At 71.7% G+C, this 16,482-nt stretch carries 13 protein-coding genes and 1 rRNA gene; 6 read left to right on the top strand and 8 right to left on the bottom strand.

Features of this window, described 5'->3' with window-relative positions:
- The first annotated feature begins 4 nt into the window (after nucleotides 1–4).
- Nucleotides 5–1,228 carry a winged helix-turn-helix domain-containing protein gene (locus AC0680_RS31020; RefSeq protein WP_478635311.1) on the top strand — a complete coding sequence of 408 codons (1,224 nt, stop codon included), beginning with the start codon at nucleotides 5–7 and terminating at the stop codon, nucleotides 1,226–1,228.
- A gap of 62 nt (nucleotides 1,229–1,290) precedes the next feature.
- Here AC0680_RS31020 and AC0680_RS31015 read toward each other — a convergent pair whose 3' ends face one another.
- From AC0680_RS31015 to mtnA, 7 genes are all read right to left on the bottom strand, one after another.
- Complete coding sequence (locus AC0680_RS31015; protein ID WP_478635309.1) at nucleotides 1,291–2,043, bottom strand: response regulator; 753 nt, start codon at nucleotides 2,041–2,043, stop codon at nucleotides 1,291–1,293.
- Between the two features lie 233 nt (nucleotides 2,044–2,276).
- The gene (hpf, locus tag AC0680_RS31010; protein ID WP_384441499.1) at nucleotides 2,277–2,963 is read right to left on the bottom strand and encodes a ribosome hibernation-promoting factor, HPF/YfiA family; all 687 of its coding nucleotides are present in this window, start codon (nucleotides 2,961–2,963) and stop codon (nucleotides 2,277–2,279) included.
- A gap of 301 nt (nucleotides 2,964–3,264) precedes the next feature.
- Nucleotides 3,265–4,011 (bottom strand): ComF family protein, encoded by a 747-nt coding sequence (locus AC0680_RS31005; RefSeq protein WP_478635306.1) that lies wholly within the window; start codon nucleotides 4,009–4,011, stop codon nucleotides 3,265–3,267.
- Nucleotides 4,012–4,315: 304 nt separating this feature from the next.
- Nucleotides 4,316–6,199, bottom strand: a complete 1,884-nt coding sequence (locus AC0680_RS31000; protein WP_478635303.1) for an LpqB family beta-propeller domain-containing protein — start codon at nucleotides 6,197–6,199, stop codon at nucleotides 4,316–4,318.
- Nucleotides 6,189–8,243: an MtrAB system histidine kinase MtrB gene (gene mtrB / locus AC0680_RS30995; protein ID WP_478635301.1), complete on the bottom strand. Its 2,055-nt coding sequence runs from the start codon at nucleotides 8,241–8,243 to the stop codon at nucleotides 6,189–6,191. The genes AC0680_RS31000 and mtrB overlap by 11 nt, the downstream gene beginning before the upstream one ends.
- 64 nt (nucleotides 8,244–8,307) lie before the next feature.
- The gene (mtrA, locus tag AC0680_RS30990) at nucleotides 8,308–8,985 is read right to left on the bottom strand and encodes a two-component system response regulator MtrA (RefSeq protein ID WP_030416996.1); all 678 of its coding nucleotides are present in this window, start codon (nucleotides 8,983–8,985) and stop codon (nucleotides 8,308–8,310) included.
- Entirely contained in the window at nucleotides 8,982–10,145 is a 1,164-nt protein-coding gene (mtnA, locus tag AC0680_RS30985) for an S-methyl-5-thioribose-1-phosphate isomerase (protein WP_478635296.1), read from the bottom strand. The genes mtrA and mtnA overlap by 4 nt, the downstream gene beginning before the upstream one ends.
- Nucleotides 10,146–10,297: 152 nt before the next feature.
- On the opposite strand from mtnA, the gene AC0680_RS30980 reads away from it, so the two are divergent.
- Genes AC0680_RS30980 through AC0680_RS30960 form a run of 5 tightly spaced genes read left to right on the top strand, consistent with a single transcriptional unit; the run spans nucleotide 10,298 to nucleotide 15,884 of the window.
- Nucleotides 10,298–11,695 (top strand): DUF7847 domain-containing protein, encoded by a 1,398-nt coding sequence (locus AC0680_RS30980; RefSeq protein WP_478635295.1) that lies wholly within the window; start codon nucleotides 10,298–10,300, stop codon nucleotides 11,693–11,695.
- Nucleotides 11,696–11,699: 4 nt separating this feature from the next.
- A complete protein-coding gene (locus AC0680_RS30975) occupies nucleotides 11,700–12,392 on the top strand; it encodes a DUF4129 domain-containing protein (protein WP_478635292.1) in 693 nt (230 codons plus the stop codon).
- Nucleotides 12,389–13,618 (top strand): DUF4350 domain-containing protein, encoded by a 1,230-nt coding sequence (locus AC0680_RS30970; protein ID WP_478635290.1) that lies wholly within the window; start codon nucleotides 12,389–12,391, stop codon nucleotides 13,616–13,618. The genes AC0680_RS30975 and AC0680_RS30970 overlap by 4 nt, the downstream gene beginning before the upstream one ends.
- Nucleotides 13,599–14,564, top strand: coding sequence for an AAA family ATPase (locus AC0680_RS30965; protein ID WP_478635288.1), 966 nt, complete (start codon nucleotides 13,599–13,601; stop codon nucleotides 14,562–14,564). The genes AC0680_RS30970 and AC0680_RS30965 overlap by 20 nt, the downstream gene beginning before the upstream one ends.
- A 9-nt stretch (nucleotides 14,565–14,573) precedes the next feature.
- On the top strand, nucleotides 14,574–15,884 hold the full coding sequence (locus AC0680_RS30960; RefSeq protein ID WP_478635286.1) for a DUF58 domain-containing protein: 1,311 nt from the start codon (nucleotides 14,574–14,576) through the stop codon (nucleotides 15,882–15,884).
- Between the two features lie 505 nt (nucleotides 15,885–16,389).
- Here the strand turns inward: AC0680_RS30960 and rrf are convergent.
- Nucleotides 16,390–16,482: ribosomal RNA gene (gene rrf, locus AC0680_RS30955) — 5S ribosomal RNA — on the bottom strand; the annotation flags it as partial.

The following is a 16,482-nucleotide window of genomic DNA, read 5'->3' as shown; positions in this document are numbered from 1 at the left end:
CCGCATGACCGCCGTGACGCAGCCATCGCCTCTGCCGCAGCCCGTGACGAGCCTGTCCCGCGACGACGCCCGCCGGCTGGCGCTGCGGGCCCAGGGCCTGCTGGGCGCCCCGGACCGCCGGGCGGGGGTGCGCGGAGTGCTGCGGGCCCTGGGCGCGGTGCAGCTGGACACGATCTCGGTGCTGGCCCGCTCCCATGAGCTGGTGCCCTACGCCCGCCTCGGCGCCGTCGGCCGCCCGGCCGTCGAGGCCGCCTACTGGGCCGAGGCTCCCGCCGGCGCGCCGGCGGTCCGGCCCCACAGCTTCGAGTACTGGTCGCATGCCGCCTGCATCCTGCCCGTCGAGGAGTGGCCGCACTTCGCCTTCCGGCGCCGCGCCCGGCGTGCCAAGGGCCACCGCTGGCATGTCATGCAGGATTCCGAGCGCTCCTGCGCCGCCGTCCTGGAGCGTCTGCGGGCCGACGGCCCGCTGACCACCTCCGAGCTGGGCGGCGGCCGCAACGGGGGCGAATGGTGGGACTGGTCCGAGACCAAGATCGCGGTGGAGTGGCTGCTGGACACCGGCGACGTGGTCTGTACGCGGCGCCGCGCCTGGAAGCGCGTCTACGACCTCGCCGAGCGCGCCGTCCCGGACAGCCTGCTCCACGACGATCTGGACGACGCCGAGTGCCTGCGCCGCCTGGTCGCGCAGGCCGGGGCCGCCATGGGGGTGGCCACCCGCGCCGACCTCGCCGACTACCACCGCCTCAAGGGCGAGCAGGTCGACGCCGTCATCGCGGACTCCGGTCTGGTCCCCGTCGAGGTCGAGGGCTGGGGAAAGCCCGCCTGGGCCGATCCCGCCGCGCTGGCCTCGCCGCCCCGCGGCCGGCACCGCACGACCCTGCTCTCGCCGTTCGACTCCCTGATCTGGGACCGGCCGCGGACGGAGCGGATCTTCGACTTCACCCACCGCCTGGAGGCGTACGTCCCCCGCCCCAAGCGGATACACGGCTACTTCGCGATGCCCCTGCTGGCCGGCGGCCGACTGGTGGGCCGGGTCGACCCGGCCCGTGAGGGCACCACCCTCGTCGCCCGCCAGGTCTCGTTGCAGAACGACAAGGCCGTCGCCCCGATGGCCCAGGCGCTCCGAGAGGCCGCGACGTGGGTCGGCTGCGATTCGGTCCGCGTGGAGCGCTGCGACGACGCCCGGCTGGCGGCCGCCCTGCGCACGGAGCTGACCGCGCAGGACTGACCCGGCTGGGCGCGCGGGGACACACCCGGTTGGTCGGCCGGCCCGGCCGGCCGGCCGGCCGCTCAGCGGATCTCGAGGATCTTCTCGCGCATCGCGTAGACCACCGCTTCCATCCGGGAGTGCAGCTGGAGCTTCTCCAGGATGTTGCGGACGTGGTTCTTCACCGTGTTCTCGGAGATGAAGAGTTCCTTGGCGATATCGCGGTTGTTCATGCCCGTGGCGACCAGCTTGAGGACCTCCAGCTCGCGGTCGGTGAGCCGGGGCGCGGGCACCAGCCTGCGCTCGTCCGTCCGCTGGATCATCGACTTGAACTCCGTCAGGAGCTTGGACGCCATCGACGGGCTGATCTGCGACTGACCGTCCGCCACGGCCCGGATCGCGGTCGCCACCTCGTCGGTGGAGATCTCCTTGAGGAGGTAGCCGGTGGCGCCGGCCTTGATCGCGTCGTAGAGATCGGCCTCTTCGTCGCTGATCGTCAGCATGATGATCTTTGCGCTGGGGGCCACCTCCTTGATGGAGGTGCACGCCTCGATCCCACCGCGCTTGGGCATCCGTACGTCCATCAGCACGATGTCGGGCAGCAGATCCGCGGCCTTGTCGACCGCCTCCGCGCCGTCCCCCGCCTCACCGACGACCTGGATGTCCTCTTCCTGGGCCAGCACGATCTCCAGCCCTCGCCGGAAAAGCGCGTGGTCGTCCACCACCAGGACCCGGATCGGCTCCTTGCGCGGCACGCTGACGGCCCGCTCCTCGCCCCCGACACCGCTTTCGTCGTCGTCCGCGTCACCGCGCACGGGACCGAAACTGTCCCCCATTGATCCTCCCCGTCAACTACTCGGCCGAGAGGCCGGAGCTTGGAAATAAGGCTGGTTGACAACAGCCCCCTGCGACCAGCCCGATCAATGCCATACGACCGTCTCCCCGGCGTGTCGCCGTTTCGAGTCCACGAACTCCCTGGCTGGCACAAACACTATACGGCTTCAACTCCTGCTTTCTCCGGGCACGATGGTGCCCCCGGCGTACGCCGGGGGCACCGAGCGGGTGGGGTTCAGCCGCCCAGCGCGCCGCCTGCGCCGCCGGGCTCCTCCTCCCCGAACGAGTCGGGGTTCAAGTGGATGACGCCGTAGTCGTATGCGTGCCGCCGGTAGACGACACTTGGCAGCTTGGTGTCGGCGTCGACGAAGAGATAGAAGTCGTGTCCGACCAACTCCATCTCGTTGAGCGCCTGGTCGAGCGTCATCGGTGCGGCCGAGTGGGTCTTCTCGCGGACGACCAGGGGGCCCTCGCCCTGGACGTCGATCGACCCCATCCTCGTGGTCGGCACCGTCTGATCGGCTTCGGTGGCGAGTTCGCCGTTGGTGTTCAGGCTCGCGGCGTCGGGCACGCTGACGGCGACCTCACTCGCCGGAATGCGGCCGTTGCCGCGACGTGAGAAGCGCTTGTCGTGCTGCTTGCGCAGCCGTGCCTCCAGCTTGGCGGTTGCCAGATCCAGCGCGGCGTACGGATCGGCTGCGGCCGCCTCGGCCCGGACCACCGGGCCACGGGAGCGGAGCGTGATCTCCACTCGGTCGGAACGGTCGGCCTGCCGCGGGTTGGGCTCCTTGGACACCTCGACGTCCAGGCTGATCACCTTGGCGTCGAGCTTCTGGACTTTGTCCAGCTTCAGCTTCTCGGCCACGTGCTTGCGGAACCGCTCGGGCACCTCGGTCTTGCGGCCTTTGACGACGATGTCCACGCAGAACTCCGTTCCCGGATCGCTCCGCTCATCCGGCGGAGCAATTCCTTCTTGCACCAGGCTCCGGTAGTTGCCGAAGCCTCGGACTTGGCGACTTTCACCTCCTCCTCCCCCGACGACAAGATCTCCACGCCCCCCGTTTTCAGGGTCGCTGCAAACGCCCCTGAACGCATTCATCGCGACATCCGAGGCAAAACATCCGCCAAGTCCTCACAACCGAACATAGCTCTCCTGGGCGGATGTCGGCACCCCCTCGGAGCCCTCAGCTCCGTTTGGGTGACTTTTCCCAGCCAACTACCGATCATGTGGGAATTCCATTCCCCGGTCGGCCGCGCCGTGCACATCGATTTTCAAAAGCACTGCCCGGCGCCGCCACCACGGCCGCGCCGGTCACCGGGCCACCGGCTGCCGCGACCGCCCGCGCCGCCTCGGCCAGCGTGGCCCCGGTCGTCACCAGATCGTCCACCAGCACCACTGGCTGCCCCGTCAGCAGCCTCCCGGCCCCGCGCCGCACCTCCAGGGCACCCGTGACGTTCGCCAGCCGCTGCCGGGCGCTGAGGCCCGCCTGGTCGGCCACGGCTCGCCGCTGCCGCAGTACGGGGAGGACCCGGGCCCCTGCCCCCTCCCCCACCCCCGCCCTCCTGAGCGCACCGGCCGCCGCCAGGGCGATCCGGCGCACCGGATCATGCCCCCGCCCGGCCACCGACCTGCGGGCCGACGGCACCGGCACCAGCAGCAGCGGCCCGCCGCCGGGCCGCAGCCCCCGCACCGCCCCGGCCAGCACCGCTCCCAACGGCACGGCCAGCCGCAACGCGCCCCGTTCCTTGTGGGCCAGCAGCACGGCCCGCACCTCGTCGGCGTACGGCGCACCCGCCCACACCCGGGGCAGCCCCGCCGGCTCCGGCCGCGGCCGCACCCGCCGCGCCCCACGCCCGTCCCGCGCGAGCGCCCGGCGGCACCCCTCACACAGCTCCGTACGCGGCCGGCCACACCCCGCACAGGCGACCGGCAGGATCAGACCGGCCAGTTCGCGCCACACCCCCTGCATGGCTCCACTTTCCTGCCGGCCACGTCCGGCCGCCACCCCTGTGGATAACCTCGCGAAGCGCCCGGGGCCCGGGTCCAGCGGGCTGTTGGTGCAGGTCAGAGGCGTGGGCCCTTGGCGCAGGTCAGCGAGCGGGCCGAGCCCGTCGGCGGCCGGAACCTCCCGCAGACCGGCGCCGTCCCTCGCGCAGACCGTCCGGCCGCGGAACGGGTGACCTTGTCACCCGGGCCCGCGCGAGCAGCCCGCCATGGCGGCACCCGCCGGCCCGCTCACCCGGCCGCCTCGCCACGTCACCCGGCCGCCCCCGTCATCCGGGATAGACCGGCGCCGTCCCGTCCTTCGCCACGGTCTTCCAGTTCGCGTCCGGAGGCAGCCGGACGATGCCCTCGGTGGCGTCGGCGATCAGCGGCCTGGTCTCGTCCTCCGAGGCGGCGACCGCCTTGACGCCGTTGACGCCGGGCAGCGTCTGCGCGTTGGACGCCGAGCCGTCGGTCTCCATGAACTGCATCTGCTGCACCCCGCCGGACTCCCGCCCGACGACCACCAGCCGGCTGCCGCCCGCCCAGGACGCGGCCACCACGTCCTCCAACTGCGGTGCGATCGGTCGCAGTTCCTGCACGGACAGCACCGGATGCGCCGAACTGCCGCCCCGCTCGACCCGGCCGAGCTGGAGCGTCGTACGCCCCTTGTCCTCCACCAGGACCGCGATCCGGATACCGTCCGCGGCCACCTTGATCGCCTTGATCCGCCGCCCGCCGAGACCGGGCACCGCGACCTCTTCCGGGTCGCCCTTGCCCTCGCGTATCCGCAGCAGCCGGGAGCCGTGGGAGTCGCGGTCCGCGATCCACAGGTCCCCCAGACCGTCCCAGCTCGGCGCGGTCAGCCCCTCGTCGGCGTGCTTGGCCGAGCCGCTACTGGTCAGCAGCGCTCCGCCGCGCTCGACGCCGTCCTCCATGGCGGCCACGTACAGCGACCGGCCGTCGTTGGAGACCCCGGCCGCGGCGTTCTCGCCGCGCGAGATGGCGACCGAGCGCAGGGGTGTGCTGCCCGTACCGAACGGACCGCGCACCGGCGTCGGTTCGGTCGCCGAGTCCGACATGGCGACGACCTTGTGGTCGGCGTCGATGAAGTACTCCTTGGGGGCGCGCCCGGTGCTCTGTGACGGGGCGAAGTCGCGCTCGGCCTGGTCCTGGGACAGCACGCACAGCGAGTTGCCGCCGTCGTCCTGGAGCTCCACCTCGCTGATCTTCGAGGCGCGTGTCATGTCCTGGACGGTGAAGAAGAGCTGAGCGGCCATCCGCTTGCACTGGGTGGTGTCGGTGTTCACCGCCGCCTTGCTGAGCTTGACCCGCAGCGCGTTGGAGTCGTCCAGCGCCAGGTCGTGCGCCGCGAGCCGGGTGCCGCGGGGGAACTCCGAGGTGGTCACCTGGTTCAGCCAGTCGGTGGGCCCGGACAGCAGCGCCTCCACACTGGCCGTGATCGGCTTTATTCGCTGTCGCAGGTAGACCGGGTCGGCGACGAGCACGTTGCGGCTCGCCTTCGGCTCCTCGGACTCCGAGTTGTAGGAGGCGAAGTAGTACTTGTTGACGGAGCGGTAGATGCGCTGGAAGTCGGACAGGCCCAGCACCAGCCCGTCGGGCAGCCGGTCGATCCGCCACTGACCCTCCTCCTTGATGAGGTGGATCGTCTGGCGGTACGGCTTCTCCTGCGGGGTGTAGGCGTGGTGGTCGTCCACCGACGCCACCTGGCTGCCGGAGAGCGTGACGGTGTAGCCGTTGACGTCCTCGCGGTTGGGCTGCACCTTCGGCTCGGGCTTGGGCCGCTCCTGGAGCACCTTGGTGACCTGGAAGGGCCGCCAGGTCCGCTTCGCGGACTTCGCCAGATACTGCGTGGCCGTACGGAAATCGGCCTCGTCACTGGTCGTCGCGTCGAGGAAGCTGCGGACGATGTTGGTCGGCTGCGCGCCGTCCTGCGGGGGTACGCCGTAGACCCGTACCTGCGAGTCGCCTTCGGAGCGCGGCGACTGGTCGACCGCCGTGACCTCCCCGCTGTCCGGCATCGATGCGCACCCGGCCAGCAGCGCCGCCGCGCAGCCGAGCAGGGTCAGCTTGCGCGCCCGCCCGGCTCCCCGGCGGGCGCGCGTACGGGGCGTGGGCGCCACTACGCGCTCGCTTCCGCGCTCAGTGTCCACGCAGCCCGTCCTCCGATTCCACGCCCCGTCCGGTTTCCCGCTCCGCCCCGCCGTCACCGGCCGGCACGTCGGTGCGCGCACCCTTGTCGCGCGCTGTCTCCCCGTTTCGTACGCCCCCGCTCTGCGGCATCACACGGGCACCGCTGCCGGGCAGCGCCGTGGGATCGGCGGTCGCACGGGCCATCGCCCGCGGTTCCGCGGCGAGCGGCTGTGCACCTCCGGACTCCGAGGACCGCGCCTGGACCGGGATCGTGGACGCCTTGCGCCCCGTCCCGGCGCGCGGCTGCCCCGTCTCGTCCAGCCCGCGGTTGCGTCGTGAGTCCTCCGGCTCCAGGGGTATCGGGGAGCCGCGCAGCGGCTCGCCGGCCGTACGGGGCAGGGTCAGCCGGAACTGCGAGCCGCCGCCCGGCTCGCCCCAGGCCTGGAGCCAGCCGCCGTGCAGCCGGGCGTCCTCGACCGCGATGGACAGGCCGAGTCCCGTGCCTCCGGTCGTCCGGGCCCGCGCCGGGTCCGCGCGCCAGAAGCGGTTGAAGACCCTGGTGGCCTCGCCGGGCTTGAGGCCGACGCCGTAGTCGCGCACGGCGACGGCCACCGCGCCGCCGCTGCGGCTGCCCGCGGAGGCCAGCCGCACCACGACGTCCCGGCCCTCGCCGTGCTCGACGGCGTTGACGACGAGGTTGCGCAGCACCCGCTCCACCCGCCGGGTGTCGGCCTCGGCTATGACGGGCTGCTCGGCGCCGCGCACCAGGATGCGGGTGCCCTTCGCCTCGGCGAGTGGCTCGGCGCCCTCGATGACGCGGTGCACCACATCGCGCAGGTCTATCGGCTCGGCCTCCAGCGCGGCCGCGCCCGCGTCGAACCGGCTGATCTCCAGCAGCTCCGCGAGCAGCGATTCGAAGCGGTCGAGCTGGCCCCACAGCAGCTCGGCGGAGCGCGCGGTGGCGGGATCGAACTCGTCCCGCGCGTCATGGATGACGTCCGCCGCCATCCGTACGGTCGTCAGCGGCGTCCGCAGCTCGTGCGAGACGTCGGAGACGAAGCGGCGCTGCATCCGGGACAGCTCCTCCAGCTGCTGGATCTTGACCTGGAGGTTCTGCGCCATCTTGTTGAAGGACTCGCCGAGCCGGGCGATGTCGTCCTCGCCGGTGACCTTCATCCGCTCCTGGAGGAGGCCGGCGGCCAGCCGCTCGGAGATCCCGGCGGCCATCCGTACGGGCGTGACGACCTGCCGGACGACCAGCCAGGCGATCGCGCCGAGCAGGATCACGACGAACACCCCGGCCGTCGCGAGCGTCCCCGTCACGAGCTTGAGCGACTCCGCTTCCTGACTGAACGGGAAGAGGTAGTAGAGCTGGTACTGGTTGCTGTTGATGTCGTTGAGCCGCTTGCCGATGATCAGCGCCGGGACGCCGTCGTCCGACCCGATGCGCTTGATCTGTGTGTACTGGCGGAACGTCCCGGACTTGGTGTCCAGCTTCCGCCGCAGCTCGGCGGGCACGCTGCGCTCGGGGTCGACGTCTCCGGAGGCGCGCGGACCGCGGGTGCCGGGGCTGGAGTCGCCGAACGGTTCGTCGGAGTCGGAGCTGAGCGCCACGACCGAGAAGACGCCCTGGCCGCCGCTGGCGAGCTGTTCGACCAGGCCGGTCAGCCAGGTCGCGGAGTCCTGAGTGCCGCGGCTGCCGGTGCGTGCGGCGTCGTCGCCACGGGTGTCGTCGGCGCCGTCGGCCATCTTCTGGGCGACGCCGAAGCCGCCCACCGCCTGGCTCTGCGCGGCCTGCGCCTTGGCCGTGAGCAGGCCGTTGCGGACCTGTCCGACGACCACGACGCCGAGCAGCAGGACCACGGCGAGTGACATCAGCAGCGTGGTGGCCACCACGCGCAGCTGGATGTTGCGGCGCCACAGCCGCAGGGCGGGCAGCAGCGGCCGGCGTACCCAGCGGCTGAAGAGCCGCAGCAGGGGGTGGACCGGCCCGCTCACGGCGCCGTCGGGCAGCAACTGCCCACCGCGCAGCAATCGAGCAGACAACTTACCCGAAAAGGACATATCGCCCGTCGGACCGACGGTGCGCCCCCGCTTTCCCTCCGGGGCCGAACCGTCCCGGACCATCTCAGCTGGGCCCGGCCTTGTAGCCGACCCCGCGTACGGTCACCACGATCTCCGGACGCTCCGGATCCCGCTCGACCTTGGAGCGCAGCCGCTGCACATGGACGTTGACCAGCCGGGTGTCGGCGGCGTGCCGATAGCCCCAGACCTGCTCGAGCAGCACCTCACGCGTGAACACCTGCCACGGCTTGCGCGCCAGCGCCACCAGCAGATCGAACTCCAGCGGGGTCAGCGCGATCGACTGGCCGTCCCGCTTGACCGAGTGGCCGGCCACGTCGATGACCAGGTCACCGATCGCCAGCTGCTCGGGGGCGGGCTCCTCCGAACGCCGCAGCCGCGCCCTGATCCGGGCCACCAGCTCCTTGGGCTTGAACGGCTTGACGATGTAGTCGTCCGCGCCCGATTCGAGCCCGACCACCACATCCACCGTGTCGCTCTTGGCCGTCAGCATGACGATCGGCACACCGGACTCCGCCCGGATCAGCCGGCACACCTCGATACCGTCCCGCCCGGGCAGCATCAGGTCGAGCAGCACAAGATCGGGCTTGGTCTCGCGGAAGGCAGCCAGGGCCTTGTCACCGTCCGACACGAACGACGGTTCAAAGCCTTCGCCGCGCAGCACGATGCCGAGCATCTCTGCCAGTGCGGTGTCGTCGTCGACGACCAGGACGCGTCCCTTCATTTGGCCATCATCCCATTACCTGATCGTGACTTTCTCCATCGTGACGTGGAACACACCTCGGCGAGCGCTTCCCGGGTCACCGGCGACACCACTCCGGCCTCGGTCACGATCGCCGTCACCAGCTCCGGCGGAGTGACGTCGAAGGCCGGGTTGTAGGCCTGCGCGCCCAACGGAGCCACCGATATGGCGCCGCCCGCCACTGCCGCGGACCCCTGCGCGCAGGGCAACGAGAACTCCGTCACTTCCTGCCCCGGCCGCTGCTCCACCTCGATATCCGCCCCCTCCTCGGTCTCCAGATCCACCGTGCTGGTCGGCGCCACCACCACGAACGGAACGTGGTGGTACCGCGCCAGCACCGCCAGCGGATAACTACCGACCTTGTTGGCCACCGAACCGTCCGCCGCGATCCGATCCGCCCCGATCAGCACCGCGTCCACCTCGCCGCCGGCGAACAGCGACCCCGCCGCACCGTCCGACAGCACCGTGTACGCCATGCCCGCCCGCGCCGCCTCATAGGCGGTCAGCCGCGCCCCCTGCAGCAGCGGCCGCGTCTCGTCCACCCACAGCCGGCGCAGCTCACCGGCCCGATGCGCCGCGAGCGCCACCGCCAGGGCGGTGCCCTCGCCCCCGGACACCAGCGCGCCCGTATTGCAGTGCGTGAGGATTCGGTGACCGCCGCCCGGCAGCAGCTCGCCCAGAAGCGCCAGACCGTGCTCCGCCATCCCCACGCTGGCCTCGATGTCCTCCGCGTGTACGGCCCGGGCCTCGGCCAGCGCCGCAGCCGGGGCATCGGCCCCGCCGGCCAGCGCCGCGCGATAGGCGCCAGCCGCCCGGCGCACGCCGTATCCCAGATTGACGGCAGTCGGCCGGGCCTGCTCCAGCGCCTGCGCGGCCTCTTCCACGTCGAAGCCCCGGACCGCGGCCAGCGCGACGCCATACGCACCCGCGATGCCCAGCAGCGGCGCCCCGCGCACAGCCAGCGTCCGGATCGCCTGGACCAGCGCCGGTACGTCCGTACACACCAGCTCGACCTCCTCCGCCGGCAGGCGGGTCTGGTCAAGGAGGACCAATACGGGCCCCTCCGGTGGTTCCTCCCAGCGCAACGACGGGATCGCGAGCGCCCCGGCGCCCGCCTCGGATACCTCGTACTGATCGCCCATCCACTCAGTCTGCCGCCGACCCGCCCTCGAACATAAGGTCCCCTCACTCTCAGGGCGCGGGTACACAACGCCGGGTGCCATGACACGATGACTGGCACCGCGGACCCCGGACCCCGGCCGTCCCGGCGGACGGACAGTAAGAAGGAGCGACGATGAACAACTCTCCGGGCTGGGCCTCGCCCGGATCCACGCCCTCCGACGAGCCGGCCCGCGGCACACAGGAGCAGCCCACCCAGCCGGCGCCGGAAGACCGGCCCGAGCCCGCGGAGCAGCCCACCCCGCCGAACTGGTCCAAGGAACAGCCGCCCGCCGGCCAGTGGTCGGCCCCCGCCGGCATCCCCAGCCAAGGCGGCCCCCACGGCAGCGACGGTCAGGGCACGGCCGGCGACCGCACCCGCGCCTCGTCGTCGAGTTCGGGCAAGCCCGGCTGGGGCAGCCGGCCTGCCCCCGGCCAGCAACCCCCTTGGGGCGGCGCCTGGGCGACGACGCCGCCGGCGGCCAAGCCGGGCGTCATCCCGCTGCGCCCGCTCGGCATCGGCGAGATCCTCGACGGCGCGGTCTCCACCATGCGCGCCCACTGGCGCACCGTCCTCGGCATCTCCCTGATCGTCGCGGTCGTCTCGCAGACCGCCGTCACCATCGTCACCGGCGTGTGGTTCCGGGACGGCGGCCGCGCGACCACCGTCTCGAGCGACAACGTCCCGCCGCTCCGCGACACCATGCGCCAGCTCGGCGACACACTCGCCGGCAGTGCCATCACCTCGGCGATCGGGCTGCTCGCCACGATCATCGCCACCGGGCTGCTCACCATGGTCGTCAGCCGTGCCGTCCTGGGCCGCCCGGTGACCGCCGGGGAAGCCTGGCGCGACGCCCGTGCCCAACTCCCCCGCCTGCTCGGCCTGCTCGTCCTGCTCCCGGCGATCGTCACCGCGATATTCGCGGTCGGTGTGGCTCCCGGCGTCATCGTCGCCGCCACGGGCACGCTCGACATCGGCCTGCTCCTCGCCATGTTCGGTGGTCTGGCAGCCACCGTCGTGAGCATCTGGCTGTGGGTCCGCTACAGCCTCGCCTCCCCCGCGCTGATGCTGGAGAAGCAGGGCGTCATCGCGTCTATGCGCCGCTCCGCCAAGCTCGTACGGGGCTCCTGGTGGCGGGTTCTGGGCGCCCAGCTGCTGGCCTACCTCCTGATCGGCATCGTCGAGTTCATCATCCAGATCCCGGCCACCCTCATCGCCTTCCTCATCGGCGGCGAGAGCCTCATGGCGTGGGCGAACGGCACCAGCGACGGCACCGGCTGGTCGTTCCTGATCGTGCTGGGCATCGGCGCGATCATCAGTTCCACCATCACCTTCCCGATCAGCGCCGGCGTCACCGCGCTCCTCTACATGGACCAGCGGATCCGCCGCGAGGCCCTCGACCTCGAACTCGCCCGCGCCGCAGGCCTCCCCGGCTACGGCACCGACGCCCCCGCCGACGAGACGCCGACGGCCACGACGACACCCGCCGGCGATTCCGGGCAGCACCCCACCGACGCCGCCCCCGGAAGCTGATGCGGTGACCACAGGGGGGAACATGGCCGCGCTCGCACGATTCGTGGCGCGTACCGACGACGACATACCCGTACGGACTCCTCGCCTCCCCGCCCGCGAGGCGGCCGAGCGCGAGCTGTCCGACCCTCGGTACCACCAGCACGACCCCAACCCGATCCAGCAAGCCCTCAACTGGCTCTGGGACCGCGTCGACGAGTTGTTCGGCGCGGCCGCCGGCACCACACCGGGCGGCTGGATCGGGCTCCTCGCCATCGCCGCATTCGTACTGCTGCTGGTCGTCGCCCTCCGGCTCCGGCTCGGCACGGTACGTCGCACGCCCACCACGGGCGGCGCGCTCTTCGCCGACACCCCCCGCACCGCCGTGGAACACCGGGCGGCCGCCGACCGGCACGCCGCCGCGGGCCACTGGAACCAGGCAGTCCAGGACCGGATGCGCGCCATCGTCCTCTCCCTCGAAGAGCGCGCCCTGCTCACCCCCGGCCCCGGTCGCACCGCCGACGAGGCCGCCACCGAAGCCGGCCGGGCACTCCCCCCGTACGCCGACCAACTGCGCACCGCAGCCCGCACCTTCGACGACGTCACATACGGCGGCCGCCCCGGCACGGAGCAGGCATACGCCCTACTGACCGGCCTCGACACCGACCTCCAGCGTGCCAAGCCCACTCTGGCCGCCACTGCGACCAGGAGCCGCGGATGACCACGGCCACCACGGACAGCTTCGCGCTCTCCCCCACCACCCGCCGGGTGTGGACCCGCTCGCGTGGCCCCCTGCTCGCGATCCTCCTGCTCGTCATCAGCGGAATCGTCCTCGCGGCCCTGCAGTCCGGGGAGCAGCACGGCCGACTCGACCCCCGCTCGGCGGACCGGTCGGGCAGCCGGGCACTGGCTCAACTCCTCGCCGCCCGCGGCGTCTCCACCCAGGTCGTGACGACCTCCGAGGAGGCCGCCGCCGCGTCGGGCCCCGGCACCACCCTGCTCGTCTCCGACCCCGACGTACTGACGAGGCGCCAGCTGACGAGCCTGTACGCCGCGACCGCCCCCAGCCCCGGACGCACCGTCCTGATCGCCCCCGGCACCTCGACGCTGGAGGCGTTCGCCCCCCACGTCCAGGTCGACACCCCGGTCGGCAACTCCCCGACCACGCCGGCCTGTTCCCTGCCCGAAGCCCGCCGTGCCGGCAACGCCCTCCTCGGTGGTCTGCGTTACGCCACGCCCGCCGACGGCGTCGACCGTTGCTACTCCGCCGGCGGCCGGCCCACCCTGCTGCGCCTGCCGGCCGCCGGCGCCGGCCGCGACACCGTGCTCCTCGGCTCCGCCGATCTCCTCTACAACCAGCACCTCGCCGAGGACGGCAACGCCTCGCTGGCCCTTCAACTCCTCGGTTCCCGCAAGCATCTGGTCTGGTACCTCCCCTCCGTCAGCGACCCGTCGTCCGCCCAGGACGACCAGCGCGGCTTCCTCGACCTCGTCCCCTCCGGCTGGCACTGGGCCCTGCTCCAACTCGCCTTCGCCGCCGTACTCGCAGCCGTCTGGCGCGCACGCCGACTCGGCCCCCTGGTGCCGGAGAAGCTCCCCGTCACCGTCCCGGCCGCCGAGACCACCGAGGGCCACGCACGTCTCTACGAACAGGCCAACGCCCGTGACCGGGCCTCAGCCGTACTGCGCTCCGCGACCCGCACACGACTCGCCCCCCTTGCAGGCGTGTCCCCGGCTCACACCCACACCCCTGACGTCCTCGTCCCCGCCGTACAAGCCCACCTGGCCTCACCCCCTGACGCCGGAACAGATCTCCACACCCTCCTGTTCGGTCCGGCTCCCGTGGACGACCGGGCCCTGGTCCGCCTCGCGGACCAACTCGACGAACTCGAATCCTCGCTAGTCACCCAAGAGAGGCACGCCCCCCGTGAGCACCCTGACCGCTGACCGCGCCCGAGCCTCCCTCGAGGAACTGCGCACCGAGATAGCCAAGGCCGTCGTCGGCCAGGACCCCGCCGTCACCGGCCTGGTCGTCGCACTCCTCTGCCGCGGTCATGTGCTCCTCGAGGGCTCCCCCGGCGTCGCCAAGACCCTTCTCGTACGCGCCCTGTCGACCGCCCTCGAACTCGACACCAAGCGCGTCCAGTTCACCCCCGACCTGATGCCCAGCGATGTCACCGGTTCGCTGGTCTACGACGCCCGGAGCGCGGAGTTCTCCTTCCAGCCCGGCCCCGTCTTCACCAACCTGCTGCTCGCCGACGAGATCAACCGCACGCCTCCCAAGACCCAGGCGTCCTTGCTCGAGGCGATGGAAGAGCGACAGGTGACCGTCGACGGCACCGCCCGCCCACTTCCTGAGCCGTTCCTCGTGGCCGCCACGCAGAACCCCGTGGAGTACGAGGGCACCTATCCGTTGCCCGAGGCCCAACTCGACCGGTTCCTGCTGAAACTGACGGTCCCGCTCCCCGCCCGCAACGACGAGATCGACATCCTCACCCGCCATGCGGCCGGCTTCAGCCCCCGCGACCTGGGCGCCGCAGGGCTGCGCCCCGTCGCCTCCGCCGCTGACCTCGACGCCGCCCGAGCGGCGGTCGCCAAGACCTCGGTGTCCCCCGAAGTCACCGGCTATATCGTCGATATCTGCCGTGCCACCCGCGAATCCCCCTCGCTTGCACTCGGCGTCTCCCCCCGAGGAGCCACCGCCCTGCTCTCCACGTCACGCGCCTGGGCCTGGCTGACCGGACGCGACTATGTGACCCCCGACGACGTCAAGGCCCTTGCTCTTCCCACGCTCCGACATCGTGTCCAGCTCCGCCCCGAAGCGGAGATGGAAGGAGTCACCGCAGACTCCGTGATCAACGCCGTACTCGCGCATCTCCCCGTCCCCCGTTAAGACGACACCGTGGCCCTCACCGGACGCACCGCCCTCATCTCCGCAGTCGGAGCCCTCTTCGTTGGCTTCGTGCTGCCCAGCTGGCTCGGCATCGTCATCGTCCAACTCGCCCTGCTGATAGCCATTTTGTTCGACCTCGCGCTCGCCGCGCCAGTGCGAACCCTTCATTTCACCCGCACAGGTGACACAACCGTTCGACTAACAGGCGAAGCCCACACACACCTCACCCTCACCAACCCGAGCCGCCGCACCCTGCGTGCCACGATCCGCGACGCCTGGCCCCCGAGCTCCTTCCACCCCGGCTCGGACATCCCCGCGTCCCGTCACACGGTGCGCATCCCCGGCTCCGAGCGACGCCGGCTCACCACCGCGCTGCACCCCACCCGTCGCGGCGACCACCATGCGGTCCGCGTCACCGTCCGCTCCTACGGCCCGCTCGGCCTGGCAGCCCGTCAGGGAAACCACCACGTCCCCTGGACACTGCGCGTGCTGCCGCCTTTCACCAGCCGCAAGCACCTGCCGGCCAAGCTCGCCAGGCTCCGCGAACTCGACGGCCGCACCAGCATCCTCACCCGCGGCGAAGGCACCGAATTCGACAGCCTCCGCGACTACACCCCCGGCGACGACACCCGGTCCATCGACTGGCGCGCCAGCGCCCGCCGTCAAGACCTCGCCGTACGCACCTGGCGCCCCGAACGCGACCGCCGCATCCTGCTCGTCCTGGAAACCGGCCGCACCTCGGCAGGCCGCGTCGGCGACATCCCGCGCCTCGACGCATCCATGGACGCCGCCCTGCTGCTCGGCGCCCTCGCCGCCCGTGCCGGCGACCGCGTGGACCTGCTGGCCTACGACCGCCGCGTACGGGCCTCCGTCCAAGGCCACGCGGCCCGCGATGTCCTCCCGGCACTGACCGAGGCGCTCGCCCCACTCGAATCCGAACTGGTCGAGGCGGACGCCCGCGGCCTGGCCGCCACGATCCACCGCCGCACTCCGCGCCGGTCCCTCATCGTGCTCTTCACCGGCCTGGACGCGGCCCCCGTAGAGGAAGCCCTCCTCCCCGTCCTTCCCAGCCTCACCCAGCGCAACGAACTCATCGTCGCGGCCGTCGCCGACCCCCGCATCGAGGAAATGGCAACCGGCCGCCACACCCCCCAGTCCGTTTACGCCGCCGCAGCCGCAGAACAGACCCGCGCCGCCCGCCGTCGCACCGCGGACCGCCTCCGCCACCACGGCATCACCGTCATCGACGCCACGCCGGACCGCCTGGCCCCCGAACTGGCTGACGCCTACCTCACCCTGAAGTCCACCGGCCGGCTGTAAGAAGGCCGCCCGCCCAAAAGCCGCCTCCCGTCGAAGCCCCTCACGGGCCTGGGACTCACGTTGGCAATGCACTCGCCGGCATCACATCCCCGCCGACTGTCGACGACGGGATACCCGGAGACGGTCAGCAACGGACGAGGGCACGGGCATTGCTGCACATCGGATGCCCGGCAGGAACGCGTCGGGAAAGCATTGCGGAAGCGGGCGAGGTGGCCAGCCAGCACCCAGCGCTGCAGCTGGCACCGGTGGAACACAGACACAGCACAAGGCCCCAGGGCCTCAGTGATCCCCATCGCCATCCCCATCACGCGTCAGACAATCGCGCAACGGGACACGAGCCACACCGCCCATTCCACCCATGCCAACTCACCTACTCCACCAGTCCGTCCCGCCCCTTCCCGAATCCCGGAGCGCCGGGGACCTCTATGTGCGGCTCATGGACCCGGAACGCAAAATAGCCTCGTCCCCGAGTCGAAACTCGGGGAACGAGGCTATTTCAAAACTTGTTCGGCGGCGTCCTACTCTCCCACAGGGTCCCCCCTGCAGTACCATCGGCGCTGAAAGGCTTAGCTTCCGGGTTCGGAATGTAACCGGGCGT

It is taken from the genome of Streptomyces sp. NPDC043738, from assembly GCF_056436545.1.
This window is presented reverse-complemented; position numbering and strand designations above follow the sequence as displayed.